Here is a 17,233-nt window from a genome sequence, read left to right on the forward strand (position 1 = left end):
AAGGTGAAATCAGGGCAAATTGAGGGCAGAAAGCTTAACAATCGCGCTCTGATGTAGCCAAAAGGCGAGGCCACCTATGCCAATGCCCATGGCCCAAAACACCGCATCATGGCGCGCGTCCCAGGCGCCATGTTTTCGCGCCAAAAGAACCACTGCCGGATAGGCCAGCATCATTGCTAATCCCTGTCCAAGCAGCGCCCCGGTGAGGCCATATTGGCTCGCTCCGATCATCAGGCCAGCCATCATCAGGGCAGCCCGTGTTGCGGCCAGCAGGAAGAACCCGCGGCTGTCCCCGGCGGCCAAGGCGGCCTGATCGTAGGTTAGGGTAATCACCTGCGGGATTTGCATCACCGCCAGTAGCACCACCACCCCCCCGGCCAGCGCATAGCGCGGATCATAGAGCGCGGCGATCAGCCAGACGCCGATCAGGGCAAACAGCGTCAATAGCCCCAACAACCCGCCGCTTAAAAGCATGCGCATCTTGTGCAATTTGGCGCGGTTTTCGGGGCTCTCACTGGGGGGCTTTTCGCGGTAGATCGGGATCATAATTCGCCGCATCAGCATCCCCCCCAGCAGCAGGGGGAAGGACGCCAGGAAGTAGCCGATGTTGTAGACCCCAAGAGCGCCAAGGCTGAGGTGTTTGCCCAGCACAATTTTGTCGCCTTGGGACAGCAGGAAGCCGGCGGCGGTAGAGAGGAAAATCCACTTGCCAAAGTGGATCAATTCTCCGGCGGCGGGCTTGTCCCAGCGCGGTTTGTTGATCGCGCCTGGTAGGAAAATATAATAGAAAATCAATTGCATGACCGTGGTGGTCACCGCATTGGCGACCAAGGCCCAAACCGATCCCGTGGCCCAGGCAATGGCCACACCGACCACCAATCCAATCACCTGTGCTGACAGGTCGATCATTGTGATCCGCCCCAGCGCAAGGTGCCGGTTGGCACTGTCCTTTTTGGTGGGGAACAGCCCCATGATCAGCAGGGTCAGGCCGACCACCGGCAGGATTTCGGCCAGCTCCGGCGCGTCATAAAACGCGGCCGCTGGCATCGCCAAGGCCCAGGTCAGGATCAGCAGGAACACCCCGCGCAACACCTGGATGGTCCAGGCGGTGTCTAGGAAGGCGCGGTCTTCGCCGCGTTTGCTTTGCAGGATCGACTGGGTCACGCCCATGTCCGACAGGTTGGACAGCCCCTGCAAGAAGACCCAAACAAGGCTCATCAGGCCAAAAGCTTCCGGGAACAACAGTCGGGTGAGGATCAAGTTGGAGGCCAGTCGCAGCGCTTGGGACCCGCCATATCCAAGGATGGTCCAACCGCCACTGCGAATGGCGCGGGCGGCAAGAGAATTGCCCTGCGTGAGGCTTTTGAGACGGCTCATCTTCCGCGTTCCCAGGAACTAGATTTTTGCGGAGAAAGCTTCACCACAATCGAGACCGCCGCATAGACTGCGAACCCCAACGGATCGCGCAACATTATGGTTAGTTTTGTGCCCAGGCTGAGCGTGAATTTGTCGTCGTTTTTGAGCAGGTCCGGAAACCGTGCCTTAATTTCGTCAACACCGGCGTTCTGCCGCCGCCGCACTTTGACCAGCGCGGCGAATCCCTCGACCAATGGCCAATCATAGCCCGCTGCGGTGCCGATGCGCTCCTCTGGCGTGAAGTTCAGGCGCACAAAAGTATCGTCTGAAATGATGCCGGGGAAGTCTTTCCAGCGCGCGCGACCGGCGGCGTTCACCGCAAACAATCCTGCGCCGGGAACACCATGGGTGATGAAGGGCACTTTGCTGTAGGTGCGCGCATAGGCCCGCGTGGCCCAGGTCTTTGCGCGCGAGAGCCGCAACGTGCCGCTGGCATATCGGGGCGCATCTGTGTTCAGCGCCTCAGTGATCTGTCCCATCAACGCAGGGTCCACGAGAACATCGGCATCCAGATAAGCGAGGGTACCATAGCTGGCGGCCGCGTCGGCGGCGTTGAGCGCGCCCATTTTGCCCAAGGCGGGCAGGTCCAGAACTGTGAGGGTCCAGCCTTTGTTCTCAGCTTGCGTGCGGAAGCCCTCGGCAATCTGCACCGTGTCGTCATCACAGCCATTGGCCGCCACCACAATCTGCGCCACTTCAAGCCCGTCAGAGGCCAAAACAGCTTCCAAACAAGGGCCGATATGGGCGGCCTCATTGTTGGCCGGAATGAGAATACTCAGCACGGAAATGGCTCGCCTCTGACGTCACGTTTGGAGCAACCTATCAGATCCGCGCAGGTCGGGGCAGGGGGATTTCCCTTTCACATCAACCCTGTGTCACAAAAGCCCGCTCAGTGGCAGCACCAGCGCAGGGGCGTCTTCAAAGGCCACAGCCTCCACCTCGGTCAGTAGATAGCTGCGACCGTCCGCCACGGCCCGCACCTGCGCCCCCTCACGGCTGAATTCATACTCGCTCTGTGTCCCCGGCAAAATCGCCCGATCCGTACCTGGCCCGCCGTGCAGCAGATCGCCCGGTCCCCGCGCCACCAGCACATCATTGCCGCCCATGCCCAATAGTACATCGCGCTTGCCTGTACCCTCCAGCCGGTTGGCCGCGCCATCACCAAGGTAGATCCCGCCGTGTAGGAAGGTGTTCTCAGCGCGGTCTTCGCTCCAATGCGGGCCGGTCAGGTTGTAGTCCATCAGCACATCATGGCGGGGCGTCTTGTCGCCCAGATACCGCAGATGCCCCCAGCTGCCCCATTTGCTTGGCTTGCCGACATCGGTAAACGCATTGAAGCTCTGCCCGCCCAGACCGCGCCAGGTGGCCAGAAGCTCTTCATACATCGTCGCCACCTCAGCGCTGGTGCTGAACTCGGTGAAAAATGCCGTCAGCGCGTCGTCATTGGCCTCAATCCCCACGCCCACCGCATGGTTGCCACCTTCATACATCACCAGTTTCAGACCGTTCTTGCGCGCCACATCGCGGTGATACGGCAGCAGCTTCCCGGTCAGTTCTTTCAACTCACCCTTGCGCAACCAGTCCGCCGCCTGCGCCGCGACGCCATCATGCGCGTGCTCCTCCACATAGGCCGTCAGTGCCGCCCGCTTCAGCCCCTCAGCAGACCCCGCCGCTTCCGCCTGTTTGCGGGCCGTATCAAGCCAACCGCGTAGTTCCTGTGAACCTTCATCCTCTAGCCCCAAAGTCACGCCAAAATAGCCGGTCACCCCGTAGGCCTCAAATAAGCTTACCGGTGCCGGGTTGCCCTCCGCCTGCCACAGCGGCGCTTGCAACAACCCCTTTTCAAAACCGGGCCAGCCGGTGTGTGTGGAAATCACCCGCGTCAGCCGCCCCTCGGCCGTGTCGCCGTAAACCTCGCCCCAAATGCGCGCCATCTCCGCCGCCCGCATTCCGGCAAACTGCATCTGCACGTCTTGGCCCTTGCCCCAGCGTGCCTCACCTTCGCGCAAGGCCCATTGCGCCTGCTCAAAGCCCCAGTTCCACATCTCGTTGGAATATTCGACATGGGCGTTGAGCGTACCATCCAGATGGTCGTGCACATAGCTGGCAAAAGCGGTCAGATAGCCCTCATCCGCCAGATGCGGTATGGTGAACCACGGGTCCGCGGCAATCTCATTGGCGAGCCGCACCATCAGCTCCACCGGCACCCCGCGCCAGCCATAGGTGAAGTCACTCTCCAAAGGCCGCCCGTCCCAGCTGGACTGGGTGGAGCCATTGGTCTTCATCCAATCCATAAACCGCACCATACGCAGGTCGTCGACCACGTTGAGCCAGGCCGGGTTGAACACCGCCCCGGCCTCCGCGAGCATTATGTAGGGCTGCGCCATCACCTGAATGTCGCGCACATAATCGCCGGTCATATCCGGGTCCGGCCGGCGGATCTTGATGCCCACCGGACCTTCGCCCGGCGTGAAGTCAAACCAGATTTCACCCGGTGCTTTGGAGGTCACCCGCGCCCGCCCGGTGAGTTCAATCTCCCCCGCGCCTTGCCACGTCACACGATACCGCCCGGAGTAGCCATTGGCCTCCTCCGGCAGGTCCGTCAGGATCAGCGCCTCAATCGACTCTATGTCCTCCGGCACGCCCCAAACCCAGCCTTCCTCGTCCAGCAAGCCGCGCGCATCCAGCTCTTCAAAGCTCACGCCGCCCCATTGGCCAGGCAAATGCCCCACCCACGGCCGCGCGGTTTTCATCACGTTGATAAACGGCTGCTGCGTGGACCAATCGCTGATCCCGCTCAACCCCATGGCCAGTGCCGGATCGGCCAGCCCAAGTCCCGCTAGCTGCGGCGCATCTCCGTCAGGCGTGCGAAAGGGCACATTGGACGGCACCTCCCGGGCCGCCGCTTGTTTCATTGGCTTCAACACCAGCCGGTGAATTTCATCGCGCACCGCTTCCCAATAGGTGCGCACATCCGCATGGATGCTCTCCGGAATATCCAGGTCCAAAGGCAACTCTGCCTTATAGAGGCTCACATAAGTGATTGCGGCAGCCAGGAAATAGGTCGTTGGCGTGCCATGTGGCGCGTCGTCGGTGTAAAACACCTCCGCGTTCAATCCATCCAACACGCCCCCCTCAATCAGCTCCGCCAAGGTGCTCGCCACCGGGATCAGGTCAATCTCCGCATCTGGCCGGGCCTCGCGCAGCGCGTCGACATAGTCCTCAAACCACTCATGGTAATCGCCGCTGTTGAAACGCTGATACTTGCGCATTTGCCGCGCGCTGGGCGGGAAGTTTTTAACCTGACCGCCCATATCGGCCCAGCCTTCATAGATCGCAATCCGCACCGGCCCCACGGCATTCTGCATATTGTCGATCACGTCAAGCGTGGCCGAGAGAGGCGAGGCATTGTCTGGGTTGTCACCATGAAAGGCTTTGTCGGCGTCTTGATACTGAATGAAGTTCGCTGGGGTGATCACAACGCTGTCCCAGTCCACATCGGCAAAGTTGCGATAATCCCGCGTCCAGCCACGGGTCACATCGTTGAACCGCCATCCGGCGCTGGGCGTCTCGCTCTTGGCAAAATCGCGCAGAAAGCCCCATTGCCCGTCCAGTTTTAGCTCCGTGCCAGTCGCCATTGCCATTTGGGTTAACCAATGTGGCACAGTGGTTTCATCGGTGCCGGTCAGGTGATGCACGAGACTGTTGCCGAACACATAAACCGTCTGTGGGGCAGGGGGCTCTGTGGTTTGGGCGGTTAGGGTCTGTGCAGTTACCAAAAGGGATAGCGTGGTTAAAGCTGCCCCTAGTTTCTGTTGTAAGGTCTTTGTGAACACGCGCCGCGTCCTCCTTGCCTGTGGTTGTGCCCAATATGGGCGATTCCCAAGACTGTTCAAAGAGCGTAGGTGACGAAGCTGCCCCTAGGGTTAAGGCTTTCAAAAACTACGTAGTCTTACCACCTTGTCCGCAGGTGCGCCCAAAAGGCACTCTAGGTTGTAGTTTGGGCAGTTTCGGAGGCATCCATGATCGGCACAGCTCTACCGCAGGATCGGGGGTTTGACACCAACCGCTTGGCGCAGCTGTCGGGCTGGATGGATCAACTTGTCGTTGACCGGAAATATACCGGCTGCGGGGCTTTGATCGCACGCGACGGCGACGTGGTGTTTGACCACGCCACTGGTTTGCGCAGCATCGCCTCCGGTGCGCCGTTTGAGCGGGACACCGTGGCGCGGATCTACTCGATGACCAAACCGGTCACCACGGTTGCGCTGATGATGTTGGTGGAACGTGGCCTTGTTCATCTGGATGCGCCGGTGTCCAATTTCATTCCGGCGTTCAAAAACTGTCACGCGCTGGTGCCCGGTGCCTCGACGATGGATCAGGTGGAACCCTGCGCCACGCCCACTTTGCATCAGTTGGCGACCCACACCAGCGGTCTGAGCTACCCGTTTAATCCCGGACTTCTGGCGGCGGAAATGGACAAGCACGACCTGATGTTTAAAGCCAACCAAGGCGCGCTGGCCGATATGGCGGATCAGGTGGCTACCCTGCCTTTGGCGTTTCAACCCGGCACGCGCTGGGAGTATTCCGTCAGCATCGACATTCTGGGCCGTGTGATCGAAGTCATCACCGGGCAGAGTCTCGCCGAGTTTCTGGAAAACGAAATTCTCGATCCGCTGGGCATGTCGGAAACTGGGTTCTCGGTCATTCCTGGCACCGAGGATCGGTTTGCTGATCTCTATACCCCGCTGGAAGGCGACGCGATGGCGCTCAATCAGGCGAAGATTGGCGCGGATACTTTGCGCCTCGTGGACACAACCGACGGTTCGCCTTTCCTGAATGCCTCTATGCACTCCGGTGGTGGCGGTCTTGTTGGCACGATGGACGATTACCTGCGCTTTGCCGAAATGCTGCGCCGGGGCGGCGCGCTGGGCGATATGCGGCTGTTGTCGCCGCGCACTGTGCGCTTCATGACCTCCAATCACCTTCCCGGCGACATTGCCTCCATGGGGCCGATGAGCTTTGCCGAGCAGCCGATGGATGGCATGGGCTTTGGTCTCGGCGGCGCGGTCGTGCTCGACCCGGCCCGCGCCCGATGCGCCGGTAGTGTTGGGGACTTCAGCTGGGGCGGCATGGCCTCCACGTTCTTCTGGATCGATCCGGTGGAAAAACTGTCGGTGGTCTTCTTCACACAGCTCTCCCCGTCGAGCTCTTACCCAACCCGGCCACAACTCAAAGCTTTGGTGCACGCCGCGTTGACGGAGTAAACGTTAACGGGGGAAGGGCGCAAAATTGCGCACCTCCGCAAAACAGCCGCAATACAGACGCAATACCGACGTGGATTTTGGCAGGTTAACGGGCGCTTTTCAGAACCACCCGCGCCACCAGATTGAGCGCCAGAAACAGCAGCGCCGCCGCGCAGACAATCGACGGTCCGGCAGGGGTGTCCATCTGATAAGACAGGCCCAATCCACCCACCGCTGCCAGCGCCCCAATGCCCGCCGCGCCAAAGGCCATGGCCTCCGGTGACCGCGCCACCGCGCGGGCTGCGGCCGCTGGAATAATCAGCATGGCCACAATCAACAATGCGCCGACAACCTTGATCGCGACAGCCACCACAATGGCCAGTCCAAGGGTCATAAGTTGTTGTTCTCGCTTGGGATTGATCCCGCTGGCATAGGCCAGTCCACGGTTCACGGTGGAGGTCAAAAGCGCCTGCCAGCGCCAGATCATTAGCCCGATCACAATTGCTGCGCCGATCCAGATCACCACCAGATCACTTTTGCTGACCGCCAGAATATCGCCAAACAGATAGGAATTCAGGTCCAACCGTACGCCTTGCAAAAACGACACCGCCACAAGGCCAAAGGCCAAGGCCGAGTGGGCCAAAACGCCCAGGATGGTATCCACGCCATAGCCACGCTCAGACAGGTTGGACACGGTCACAGCCATCGCCAATGCCACGCCCAATGCACCCAGGAAAATTGACACCCCAAACCCCAAAGACAACGCCACCCCAAGGATCGCGGCATGCGCCGTGGCGTCGCCAAAATAGGCCATGCGGCGCCACACGACAAAGCAGCCCAAAGGGGCTGCCGCCAAGGCCACGCCCACGCCGGCAAACAGCGCGCGGATCAGGAAGTCGTCAAACATATCAATGGGATCCGTGGTCGTGGCCGCAATCATGTGTGTCGTCATGATCGTGGTGATGGTGGTGGTCATGTTCGTGGCGATAGAGCGCCAGTGCGCCATGGGTGCCGGTGCCAAACAGCGCGCGATATTCCGGCGCTGAGGCGACAATCTCCGGCGTGCCGTGACAGCACACATGACCGTTGAGGCAGACCACACGGTCTGACGCACTCATCACAACATGCAATTCGTGGCTGACCATCAGCACAGCCGCACCGGTGTCCCTGCGCACTTGTTCGATTTGGGTGTAGAGGTCGGCAGAGCCGGGTTGGTCCAAGCCGGTGGTCGGCTCGTCCAGAATGAGCAGGTCTGGCTTGTCCATCAACGCCCGCGCCAACAGCACACGCTGAAACTGCCCACCGGACAGACCGGCCATAGGGCGATTCTGTAGCCCATCCGCGCCAACTTGCTGCAATGCTTCTTGGATATGGGACGCGCTGCGCCGTTTGGGCAAAGACAAAAAGCGCGCTGCCGTGAGCGGCATGGTGGCATCAATCGCCAGTTTCTGAGGCACATAGCCAATGCGCATACCGGCCGCTTTTAGGATTGTGCCGCTGTCCGGTGCCATCGCGCCAATGATACAGCGCAGCAGTGTGGATTTTCCGCTGCCATTGGGGCCAACAATGGTGACAATCTCACCCTTGTCGATAGTCAGCGCAACATTGGTCAAAGCCTGATGCGTGCCGTGCTTCACCGATAGGCCGTTGATGGTGACCAGCCTCATGCGGTGTTCTCCGTGTTCTGGCATGTTGGGCACATGCCCTCTGCCTCGACGATTGTGGTCTCGATCTTAAACCCAATTTTGTCCGCCACTTCGCCCAGCGTGGATTGCAAAGGCGCGGCGGTTTCCGCCACGGTTTCACATCCCCGGCAAATCAAGAAAACAGGCGTGTGAGAATCTCCAGGGTGGGCGCAGGCAATATAGGCGTTGAGCTTTTGGATCTTGTGGGCAAAGCCGTTAGCAACAAGAAAATCCAGCGCGCGGTAGACAACAGGGGGTTGCGAGGCAAACCCCTCGTCGGACAATAGCCCCAAAATGTCGTAGGCCCCCATGGCCCGGTGCTCTTGCAGCAGAATTTCCAGCACCCGTCGCCGCCCCTTAGTGAGACGCAAGCCTTGCGCGGCGCAGGCGTCTTCGGCGGCTTTCATACCACCGCCCATGCAGGCTGAATGATCGTGCTGTCCAAAGCCCACGGTTTGCATGATGTCTCTCCACTCCCAAAAGGACGCCTTGATATAGTATAACATTTCGCATAGAGCCAGCGCAAATCTTCAAATCAGAGGACACCCTCATGCGAATCACCTGCGCGGCCATTGCGGCCTCTCTTGTAGCACTTTCTGCACAGGCCGAAGTGCCAAAGGTCGTGACAGATATCGCGCCGATTCAAGCGCTTGTGGCGAAAGTCATGGATGGTGTTGGCAGCTCAAAACAGCTTCTGCCGGCCAATGTGTCCCCGCATGATTACGCCATGCGCCCGTCCGAGGCCCGTGCATTGCAAAATGCTGATCTGGTGGTCTGGGTGGGGGCTGAGTTGACCCCGATGCTGGAGGACTCAATTAAGTCTCTGGCGGGAGCGGCAGCCACGCTGGAGCTCTTGCACCTGAACGGCACCCGAGAGCTCGAATTCCGCGAGAGCGAGACCTTTCTGGAAATGTCATTGGGTGGCAAAGATCATCACGATCACGGTGATGACCATCACGATGCACACGCGGACCATGATGACCACGAAGCGCATGACAACCATGCCGATAAGGATGATGATCACGCGGATCATGATGCGCATGGCGACGAAGATCATGCGGACCACAAAGACAGCCACGACGACCATCATGGCGATGAGGGAGAGCACGGCTCCCATGACGGCCACAGCCATGAAGGTGTAGACCCCCACGCATGGCTCGACCCTGAAAACGCACGCTTCTGGGCAAATGCCATTGCGTTGAAACTGTCGGAAATCGACCCGGACAACGCGGCGGCCTACCGCGCCAATGCGGCGGATTTGGATGCGGAACTGGCTGCGCTAACTTTGTCAATTTCCGAGCAATTGACGCCACTTCAGGGGCGCGGATTTGTGGTGTTCCACGACGCTTACCAGTATTTTGAAACCCGCTTTGACTTGGCCGCTTCCGGGGCTTTCCTCAACGGGGATGGGGCGTCCCCAAGTGCTGCGCGTTTGAAAGGCGTTCAGGAGGTTTTGACCGCCAATAACATCACCTGTGTCTTCACCGAACCGCAGTTTAACGACGATATTGTGACCGCAATCAGCGATGGGTTGGATCTGCACTTCGAAGAGCTGGACCCAACCGGTGCCAAACAGGATACGCCAAATTACGTGAGTCTGATTCAGACGTTGGCAAACCAGTTTGAGGCCTGCCTGTCCCACTAAAGCATCAGGTCCAATGTAACTCTGCGGGGCGGATCTCAAAGGAGATGTGATGCGCCCCGCCTTCCAATCCGTCCACGGTGTGGTTTGCCAAGGCGCGCCAATAGGGCTGAACGGTGACCGCGTCGTCTTGCAGAATTTTCTCGCCCTGCGCGACCAAAGCACGGCGTTTCTCTATATCCAGCGTGCCAAGAGCCTCATCCAAAATCGCATCAAATTCCGGATTGGCATAGCCAAACTCGTTCCACGCTTCGCCACTACGATAGGCCAAGGCCCAGATTTGCACCCCAAGTGGGCGGTGGTTCCAATCGGTTGCGCTGAATGGAAATGTGTTCCAGTTCTCCCAGTAAATATTGCCCGGAACAATCCGCGTTTTGGCTTTGAAGCCAGCATCACGCAGTTGCGCCACCACCGCGTCCGTGGTGTTTTTCCGCCAGGCATCGTCGATGGTGTGAATCTCCATCTCAAAATCTTCCGCACCAACCTCTTTTAGCAACGCTCTTGCGCCAGCCGGATCATGCCCCGGGAGACCGATGTCAGAGTACTCCGGATGCGCTGGACCGATGTGGTGGTTTTGTGCGACTTCCCCACGGCCATTGTTGCCGAGTTCCAAAAGGATCGCGTTGTCGACCGCTTTCATGACCGCCTGACGCACCCGTAGGTCCGCATAGGGCTTGATGCCACCCACTTCGGCCAACTGGTTGGGGCGCACAACTACGGTGGCCATTGAGATCACGTTATGTTTGGTCCAGCCATCAAAGCTGGCGATCAGGTCTGCGTACTCGCCATCCACCGAATACGTCATGTCAATCATCCCGTCTCGTGCGGCGCGTGCCCAGGCCGCCGGGTCGGTGCCAAAATCGAGGAATTCGATCCGGTCTAGCCAGGCGCCATTGCCTTCATTCCACCAGCTATGGTTGGCATTGCGTACAAGCACGCCTTTTTCTCCGGGGATCAAACTCTCGGGCAAGTAAGGTCCTGTGCCCACAGGGTTTTCCAACATCTTCGCCGCATCAAATCCGTCCGGCACAATGGCGGCGGGGTAATCCGCCATGCCGGGGATCAGGGATATATCAGGTTTGGGCAGGTTGAGACGAACCGTATGAGAATCCAGCACTTCAATCGCGCCTGCCATCGCTTGATTGGTGTCTGGATCAATCAGCGTGGCAAAACGTCCGGCCATGGAATTGCCAGTCATGTCCCGGTCACACCAGCCGCGAATATTGCGGGCCACGTCCTCTGCGGTGAAGGCGGTGCCATTGTTCCAAGTGACATCCTTGCGCACAAAAAGGGTGTAGGTTTTGGCGTCCTCGGAAATCTCCCAGCTTTCAAGCAAAGCAGGTTTAAACGTGCCGTCGGTTTCATAGGTGACAAGGGTTTCCAGCCAACCTCGGGTGAAGTTGGCGATCTGCGGCCAGTCAAACAAACGGGGATCTTTGAGCGCGCGCACCTCTTGCTGAATGCGCACCGTGCCGCCGTGTTTTGGTGTTGTTTGGGCGGCGGCTGGATTGGACAGTCCCAACATTCCATATGCCGCGGCGGAGCTTGCCCCAAACGCGCTGGCCAAAGCCAGGAACTCCCTCCGGTCCACGGTGCCTTGTCGCACCCCATTTGCGTGATGGTGCAGGCTGGAGGGCAATGGGCGTCCGGTGTGTTTGGTAAAGGTCATGGCGTCCTCTTTGGCGGTCTGAGATCGCAGGGGGCTCAGGTCATTCTTCACTGGCTTCAGCGCGGGGGCAAGACATAAGCCTGTGATCTGACAGGTGTTTCCGGCAAGACTCATCCTAAGATGTTTTTCCTAAGATCGGTTTAGCCCCGCCTGCGCGCTGTGGTATGCACAGTTCAAACAAAGTTTGAGGCCAGTTCGTTGCGCATACTCAGCGTCACATCGGTGCGAAATGAAGCACCCTATCTATTGGAGTGGCTTGCCCACCACCGCGCTGCCGGGGTGACGGATTTCCTGATCTATTCCAACGATTGTGACGATGGCAGCGATCAAATGTTGTCTTTGCTCGCGGAGGCCGGCGAGGTGGTGCATGTCCCGCATGTGCCGGAGCCGGACAAAAGCATTCAGTGGCAAGCGCTGCGGCAGGCGTGGAAACATCCGCTGCGCAAAGCGGCTGACTGGATCATGGTTACGGATGTCGACGAGTTTGTGAACATCCACGTGCCGGGGCATCAGATGTTGGATTTGATTGCCAAAGTTTCCTCCGAGACGGACGCAATTGTGCTGCCCTGGCGGCTCTTTGGCAATAATGACCACGTCGCCATTGAGGATGCGCCGGTAACCGAGCAGTTCACCCGCTGTATTCCGGCGGATGCACAGTATCCTGTGGCGGCCAGCCTGTTCAAAACCCTGTTCCGCGCCAAGGGGCCATTTAATCAACTGGGTGTGCATCGCCCCAAACAGAAAGGTCCGGACAAGGCAGGGCTGCCAAACTTCGTTGATGGCTCTGGCCAACCGGTGCATCCATTCTTGGCCCAGAACCCACAGCGTCTGTCGCTCTACGATTTTGGGGTGGCGCGCGATCTGGTGGAATTGAACCACTACGCCGTACGTTCGGCGGGCGCATTTGTGGTGAAGCGGGAGAGAGGCTTGCCCAACCGGGCCACCAAAAAGGTGGATCTGGCCTATTGGGTGGAGCGTAATTTCAACACCGAAAACAACACAAGCATCGCCAAAATGCGTCCCGCAACCGATCGGGAGACGCAGCGGTTGCTGGCAATTAAGGGTGTGGCCGAGGCCCATAAACAGGCGGTGTGTTGGCACCAGAAGCGGTTTGACCTGCTGATCGAGCAGCCTGAGGTGCAGGAGTTGATGTCGCAAATCTTATGTGCCGGTAGCAGCCAGGTGCCCTCTCGCGATTTGCAGCGTCAGCTGGTTAAGTGGTATCAACAGGCCAACTATAAGAATTCCTGACACAAACGTGCGGGCAGGCAGTGTAAAACAAGGGCCAGAGTATGGGCAAAGCGGCGTTTCACCATCGGGAACTGACACCAACAGACGTGCCAGCTGGCATGGTGCTGAGCTGTGTGGCGTTAGAAGCGTCTGATACCTTTGAGAGCCTCGCTTTTTTTAAGACCGGGCTTGGCAAAGACGACGTGAAAGCAGGCCGTGGCACCAAAATCCTTGAGCGCCGGAGCGTGGGCAATGGCCTCATATTGCAGCTGTCTCATTCAGAGGATGCGCCAGTCATTCTGGTTGATGGTGCGGAGCAATCCATTCCTGTGCAACCGCAAGAATTGGACGTGTTTGCGACGCTCAACGTGATGTTGGCGGTCCGCAATGGCGAGACAGTGCGATCCACTCTGGACTGGTTGGCCTATCACGCGCAGACCCATAATTTGCAAGGCGCGGTGATCCTGGATCGGGCCAAGCCGGGGACAAACGCGACCTATTTGGCGGAGCTCGAAGCTGGGGTCGCGTCGATCAAGGGGCTGAAACAGGTCATGGTGCTGCGTGTTGATGCGCCTTTGGGGGCGCCGGATTTGCCGGCAGAATCCCACCCTTACAACGCGCCTGACGCGCCGGGCAAAGACCGCATGGACATTCCGGAGCCGTCACCGTGGGACTCTCCGTTTGCCGAACTGCAACTGATCGAGATGATCCGCTACCGCTGGCTTAATACCGCGCGCGCTGTGGCGTTGCTCGATATCTCCGATCTGGTCACACAGACCAAAGGCAAAGCCACCAAAGGCCGGACAATTTTTGACATGGCGGTGAAGTCCTCAGCTGGCGTGGTGACGCTGGTGGGCCAGCATTGCTACCCGTGGCGGGTGCGCAATGACGATGCGGTCAGCCACGGCGACCATATCTGTGTGCAGTTTGATGCGACGAAAATGCGCCGTCGCTGGGTTGTGGCGCCGCAAAGAACCGGCCCAGACGTGGTTTGGCGCTTGATCCGAGTGGTGGCGGCCCGTCCTGAGCCGGATGAATGGGTGAAATTTTACCGCTGTATGGGCTTGCGCCATCCCACCGACTCCGCTGGTCAAATTGTGCCGAAAACCTCGCTCATTGAGGAGACCGATTTGATCAAGCTCTCCAAGAAGAAGTTTGATCACAAGCCAATCCGCATGCCGGAAATTGCGGCCCCAAAGGTGAACCCGGCTGACAACGATGTTGCGATCATCACCTGCATGAAAAACGAAGGTCCGTTTATTCTCGAATGGCTGGCGTACCACCGCGCCATTGGCGTTAAAGATGTGCTGGTCTACACCAATGATTGCATCGACGGTACGGATACCTTCTTGGATTTGTTGCAAGAAAAGGGCTTCGTGCAGCATCGTGACAATCCGTTCAAAGGCACCAATCTGAAGCCGCAACACGCCGCGTTGCAGGCCGGTGAGAAAGAAGAAATCATTCAGAACGCCGATTGGGTGATTTCCATGGATGTGGATGAGTTCATCAACGTGAAAGTAGGTGACGGCACGCTGCCCGCGTTGTTTGAGGCCGTTGGCGACGCCAATTTGATTTCCTGCACGTGGCGGCTGTTTGGCAATTCGGACGTGCATGAATATGCGGACGCGCCTTTGATGGCGCAATTCACCCGCTGTGCCCGCGAAATGACGCGAAAGCCACACCAGGCCTGGGGCTTCAAAACGCTCTATCGCAACATTGGCCTGTTCAAGAAGCTGGGCGTACACCGGCCCAAAGGGCTCAATCCGCAGCTTTGGTCTCATATCAATTGGGTCAATGGATCGGGGCAAAACTTGCCAAAAGACATGTTCCGCAACGCCTGGCGCTCGACGACCGATACCATCGGCTACGATCTCGTGCAGCTCAACCACTATGCGGTGCGCTCCGCCGAGAGCTTTTTGGTGAAGCGGGAACGCGGCCGTGTGAACCACGTCGATCGCGATCAAGGCATGGCCTATTGGTTCCGAATGAACAACAACACCGAAGAAGAGACGTCGATCCAGCGCATGATCCCCGCCATGCAGGCCGAGATGGAAAAGTTACTCTCGGACCCGGAAATTGCCGAGGCACATGCCTTTTCTGTGGATCGACACCGCGCCAAAATCGACGCGCTGAAAGAAACCCCCAACTACAGTCAGTTCTACGAGGATTTGACCAGTGCGCGGCAGGAACGGCTGGCGCGCCTGCATCCGCATTTTGGGGCCAACGTCTTTCTGGCAGGGCCTGAAGTGATCCCTGATTGGGTGGTTGAGCGCGACTTGCCGGAAGATTTCTTCTTCACGGTCGAGAAGCAAGACACGGCGCACTAACGACAAATTGTCGTCGAATTTCCGAAGACAGCCCAATGGTTTCTGCGTAAACTGTTTCCAAAGTAAGAACAAAGGTTGAGGTATTATGGCCAAACTTCCCGAAATCGCGTCTCTATGGATTGGCGGGCAGCTTTCCTGGTTGGAGCAGCTCTGTCTGAAATCCTTTGCGGATGCGGGCCATCACACCACACTCTATAGTTACGAAGAGATCCCAAATGTGCCTGAAGGGGTGCATGCGGCGGATGCGGCGGAGATTTTCCCTGGCGAGCCGATGCATCGCCATGCGCGTACCGGCAGCCCTGCGATTCATGCCGATCTGTGGCGTCTGAATATGCTCAAAAAGACCGACAAAATTTGGGTCGATGCAGACGTCTATTGTTACCGCCCATTCAATTACACCCGCAAATCGGTGTTTGGCTGGGAAAAAGACGGTCTGGTCTGCAACGCTGTGTTGGGCCTGCCCAAAACATCCAAGGCGCTCGATGCGATGTTGACGTTTTTTGAGGACGAATATGCCATTGGCCCATGGTTGAAGCCCTGGCAGCAGAAAGAGCTGCAGGCGGAGAAAGACGCCGGTCGCCCGGTACATATGACTGAACAGAACTGGGGCTTCACCGGCCCGGCGGCGGTGACCTACTTCCTGCAGCAGTCCGGTGAAATCAAATATGCGGAGCCTGAGGCGGCGTTTTATCCGGTGTCGTTCAAGGACCGGAACAAGATGATCCGGAGCCGGTTTGACATCGAGAAAGATTGGCTGACGGAGGACACCAAAGGGGTGCATTTCTGGGCGCGGCGCATGAAACCTCGTCTGGAAGAGAAAGAGAACAACCGCCCACGGCGTGGTTCGTTTATGCATAAGGTGATGCAGAAACATGGTATTGATCCGGATGCCGCTCTTATTGCCCCCAAGAAGAAATCCGCCAAAGCAGAGATCACTGACCCGGAATTTCAGGCCAAGGTGGCTATTGAATCACTGAAAGGCGAGGCCTCGGTTGAAAAGCTGTCGCGCGATTTTCTGGTGGAAACTGGGCAAATCAAACAATGGCGCACTCAGTTGATCGAGGGCGCGCCCAGCCTTTTTCGGGAGGGCTGAGCGTGGCGGACGGTGATACAAAACCCGACGCGCCCAGCCAAACCGACTGGCAGAGCAATCTGAAAGAGATAGGTGCAGAGCGCGGTTTTTTTGAGGAGTTGGGCGAAGAGCATTCCGCGCTTTACATCAAACAGGGCAAAACCCTGATTGTGACCTTTGAGAATCTCGACCATGTTTATGAGGACAGCGCCGAACGCATGCCGTGGGGGCACAACTTTGTCACCGCGCGGGGCTGGTCGATGCTGGGCATGATGGCACATGGCTGGTCGTGGTATCGCGACGAAGCGGTGTTTGATTTCTTTGACCGCCTGCGTGATGAAGGTTTCTTTGAGCAGTTTGACAAAGTGGTGTTTTACGGCGCGTCCATGGGCGCTTATGCGGCGTCTGTGTTCTCCGCGGCCGCTCCGGGCGCGACGGTCATCTGTATTTCCCCACAGGCGACGCTGGACCGCGAGATTGCCAGTTGGGAAACCCGCTACCGCAAGGCTTGGCACCGGGACTTCAGTGGCCGCTATGCCTATGCACCGGACATGATTGCCGAGGCCGGCGAAGTGAACATCTTCTACGATCCGCGCATGGGGCTGGACGCCATGCATGCCGCACTGTTCCGGGGCGATAACGTGCGCAAATACCGCTGCCGCTATATGGGGCACCGGATTGCGTCTTTGTGGATCATGTTGGGCTTGCTGAAACCGGTCATTGAAAGCTGTGTCGCAGGCGATATGGCCGCGTCAAAATTCTACGGCATGATGCGGGCACGACGCGAAGTTGGTCGGTATCAGAAAGAAATGTTGCGCACCGTCCTTGCGGATGGGCGCCCTTGGTTGATCGCCAACTACTGTTCGGCTGTGCTGTCGCGACGCGGCGGGCCCAACTTCCGCAAGGCCCTGCGCGCCGCGCGCGCCAAACTGGACGGCTAAGACGG

13 protein-coding genes are annotated in these 17,233 nt (G+C 58.4%); 6 read left to right on the forward strand and 7 right to left on the reverse strand.

Features of this window, described 5'->3' with window-relative positions; all coding sequences use genetic code 11:
- Positions 1–9 precede the first annotated feature (9 nt).
- From Q0955_RS09315 to Q0955_RS09325, 3 genes are all read right to left on the reverse strand, one after another.
- A complete protein-coding gene (locus tag Q0955_RS09315; RefSeq protein ID WP_299423477.1) occupies positions 10–1,377 on the reverse strand; it encodes an oligosaccharide flippase family protein in 1,368 nt (455 codons plus the stop codon).
- Positions 1,374–2,198: a glycosyltransferase gene (locus Q0955_RS09320; protein WP_366140671.1), complete on the reverse strand. Its 825-nt coding sequence runs from the start codon at positions 2,196–2,198 to the stop codon at positions 1,374–1,376. Before Q0955_RS09320 ends, Q0955_RS09315 begins: the two co-directional genes overlap by 4 nt.
- 93 nt (positions 2,199–2,291) lie before the next feature.
- Positions 2,292–5,252 (reverse strand): calcium-binding protein, encoded by a 2,961-nt coding sequence (locus Q0955_RS09325; protein WP_299423480.1) that lies wholly within the window; start codon positions 5,250–5,252, stop codon positions 2,292–2,294.
- Positions 5,253–5,507: 255 nt separating this feature from the next.
- Here Q0955_RS09325 and Q0955_RS09330 point away from each other — a divergent pair, with 255 nt between their 5' ends.
- Positions 5,508–6,683: a serine hydrolase domain-containing protein gene (locus Q0955_RS09330; protein WP_299424357.1), complete on the forward strand. Its 1,176-nt coding sequence runs from the start codon at positions 5,508–5,510 to the stop codon at positions 6,681–6,683.
- 85 nt (positions 6,684–6,768) lie between these two features.
- Here the strand turns inward: Q0955_RS09330 and Q0955_RS09335 are convergent, their stop codons facing one another.
- The 3 genes from Q0955_RS09335 to Q0955_RS09345 are packed head-to-tail and all read right to left on the reverse strand — an operon-like array spanning position 6,769 to position 8,808.
- The gene (locus tag Q0955_RS09335; protein ID WP_299424358.1) at positions 6,769–7,569 is read right to left on the reverse strand and encodes a metal ABC transporter permease; all 801 of its coding nucleotides are present in this window, start codon (positions 7,567–7,569) and stop codon (positions 6,769–6,771) included.
- A 1-nt stretch (position 7,570) separates the two neighbouring features.
- Entirely contained in the window at positions 7,571–8,329 is a 759-nt protein-coding gene (locus Q0955_RS09340) for a metal ABC transporter ATP-binding protein (protein ID WP_299423482.1), read from the reverse strand.
- Complete coding sequence (locus Q0955_RS09345; protein ID WP_299423485.1) at positions 8,326–8,808, reverse strand: transcriptional repressor; 483 nt, start codon at positions 8,806–8,808, stop codon at positions 8,326–8,328. The genes Q0955_RS09340 and Q0955_RS09345 overlap by 4 nt, the downstream gene beginning before the upstream one ends.
- A gap of 89 nt (positions 8,809–8,897) precedes the next feature.
- Here Q0955_RS09345 and Q0955_RS09350 point away from each other — a divergent pair, with 89 nt between their 5' ends.
- Entirely contained in the window at positions 8,898–9,992 is a 1,095-nt protein-coding gene (locus Q0955_RS09350; protein ID WP_299423487.1) for a zinc ABC transporter substrate-binding protein, read from the forward strand.
- A gap of 4 nt (positions 9,993–9,996) precedes the next feature.
- Here the strand turns inward: Q0955_RS09350 and Q0955_RS09355 are convergent, their stop codons facing one another.
- Entirely contained in the window at positions 9,997–11,658 is a 1,662-nt protein-coding gene (locus Q0955_RS09355) for an ABC transporter substrate-binding protein (RefSeq protein WP_299423490.1), read from the reverse strand.
- Between the two features lie 222 nt (positions 11,659–11,880).
- On the opposite strand from Q0955_RS09355, the gene Q0955_RS09360 reads away from it, so the two are divergent.
- The 4 genes from Q0955_RS09360 to Q0955_RS09375 all read left to right on the forward strand — a co-directional run bounded on the left by Q0955_RS09360 (position 11,881) and on the right by Q0955_RS09375 (position 17,228).
- The gene (locus Q0955_RS09360; protein ID WP_299423492.1) at positions 11,881–12,909 is read left to right on the forward strand and encodes a glycosyltransferase family 2 protein; all 1,029 of its coding nucleotides are present in this window, start codon (positions 11,881–11,883) and stop codon (positions 12,907–12,909) included.
- A gap of 41 nt (positions 12,910–12,950) precedes the next feature.
- Positions 12,951–15,215: a glycosyltransferase family 2 protein gene (locus tag Q0955_RS09365; protein WP_299423495.1), complete on the forward strand. Its 2,265-nt coding sequence runs from the start codon at positions 12,951–12,953 to the stop codon at positions 15,213–15,215.
- Between the two features lie 85 nt (positions 15,216–15,300).
- On the forward strand, positions 15,301–16,308 hold the full coding sequence (locus tag Q0955_RS09370) for a hypothetical protein (RefSeq protein WP_299423498.1): 1,008 nt from the start codon (positions 15,301–15,303) through the stop codon (positions 16,306–16,308).
- A 2-nt stretch (positions 16,309–16,310) separates the two neighbouring features.
- On the forward strand, positions 16,311–17,228 hold the full coding sequence (locus Q0955_RS09375; RefSeq protein ID WP_299423500.1) for a phosphoadenosine phosphosulfate reductase: 918 nt from the start codon (positions 16,311–16,313) through the stop codon (positions 17,226–17,228).
- The last annotated feature ends 5 nt before the right edge of the window (positions 17,229–17,233 follow it).

It is taken from the genome of uncultured Shimia sp. (assembly GCF_947493595.1).
In the GTDB taxonomy this organism is placed as follows: domain Bacteria; phylum Pseudomonadota; class Alphaproteobacteria; order Rhodobacterales; family Rhodobacteraceae; genus Shimia.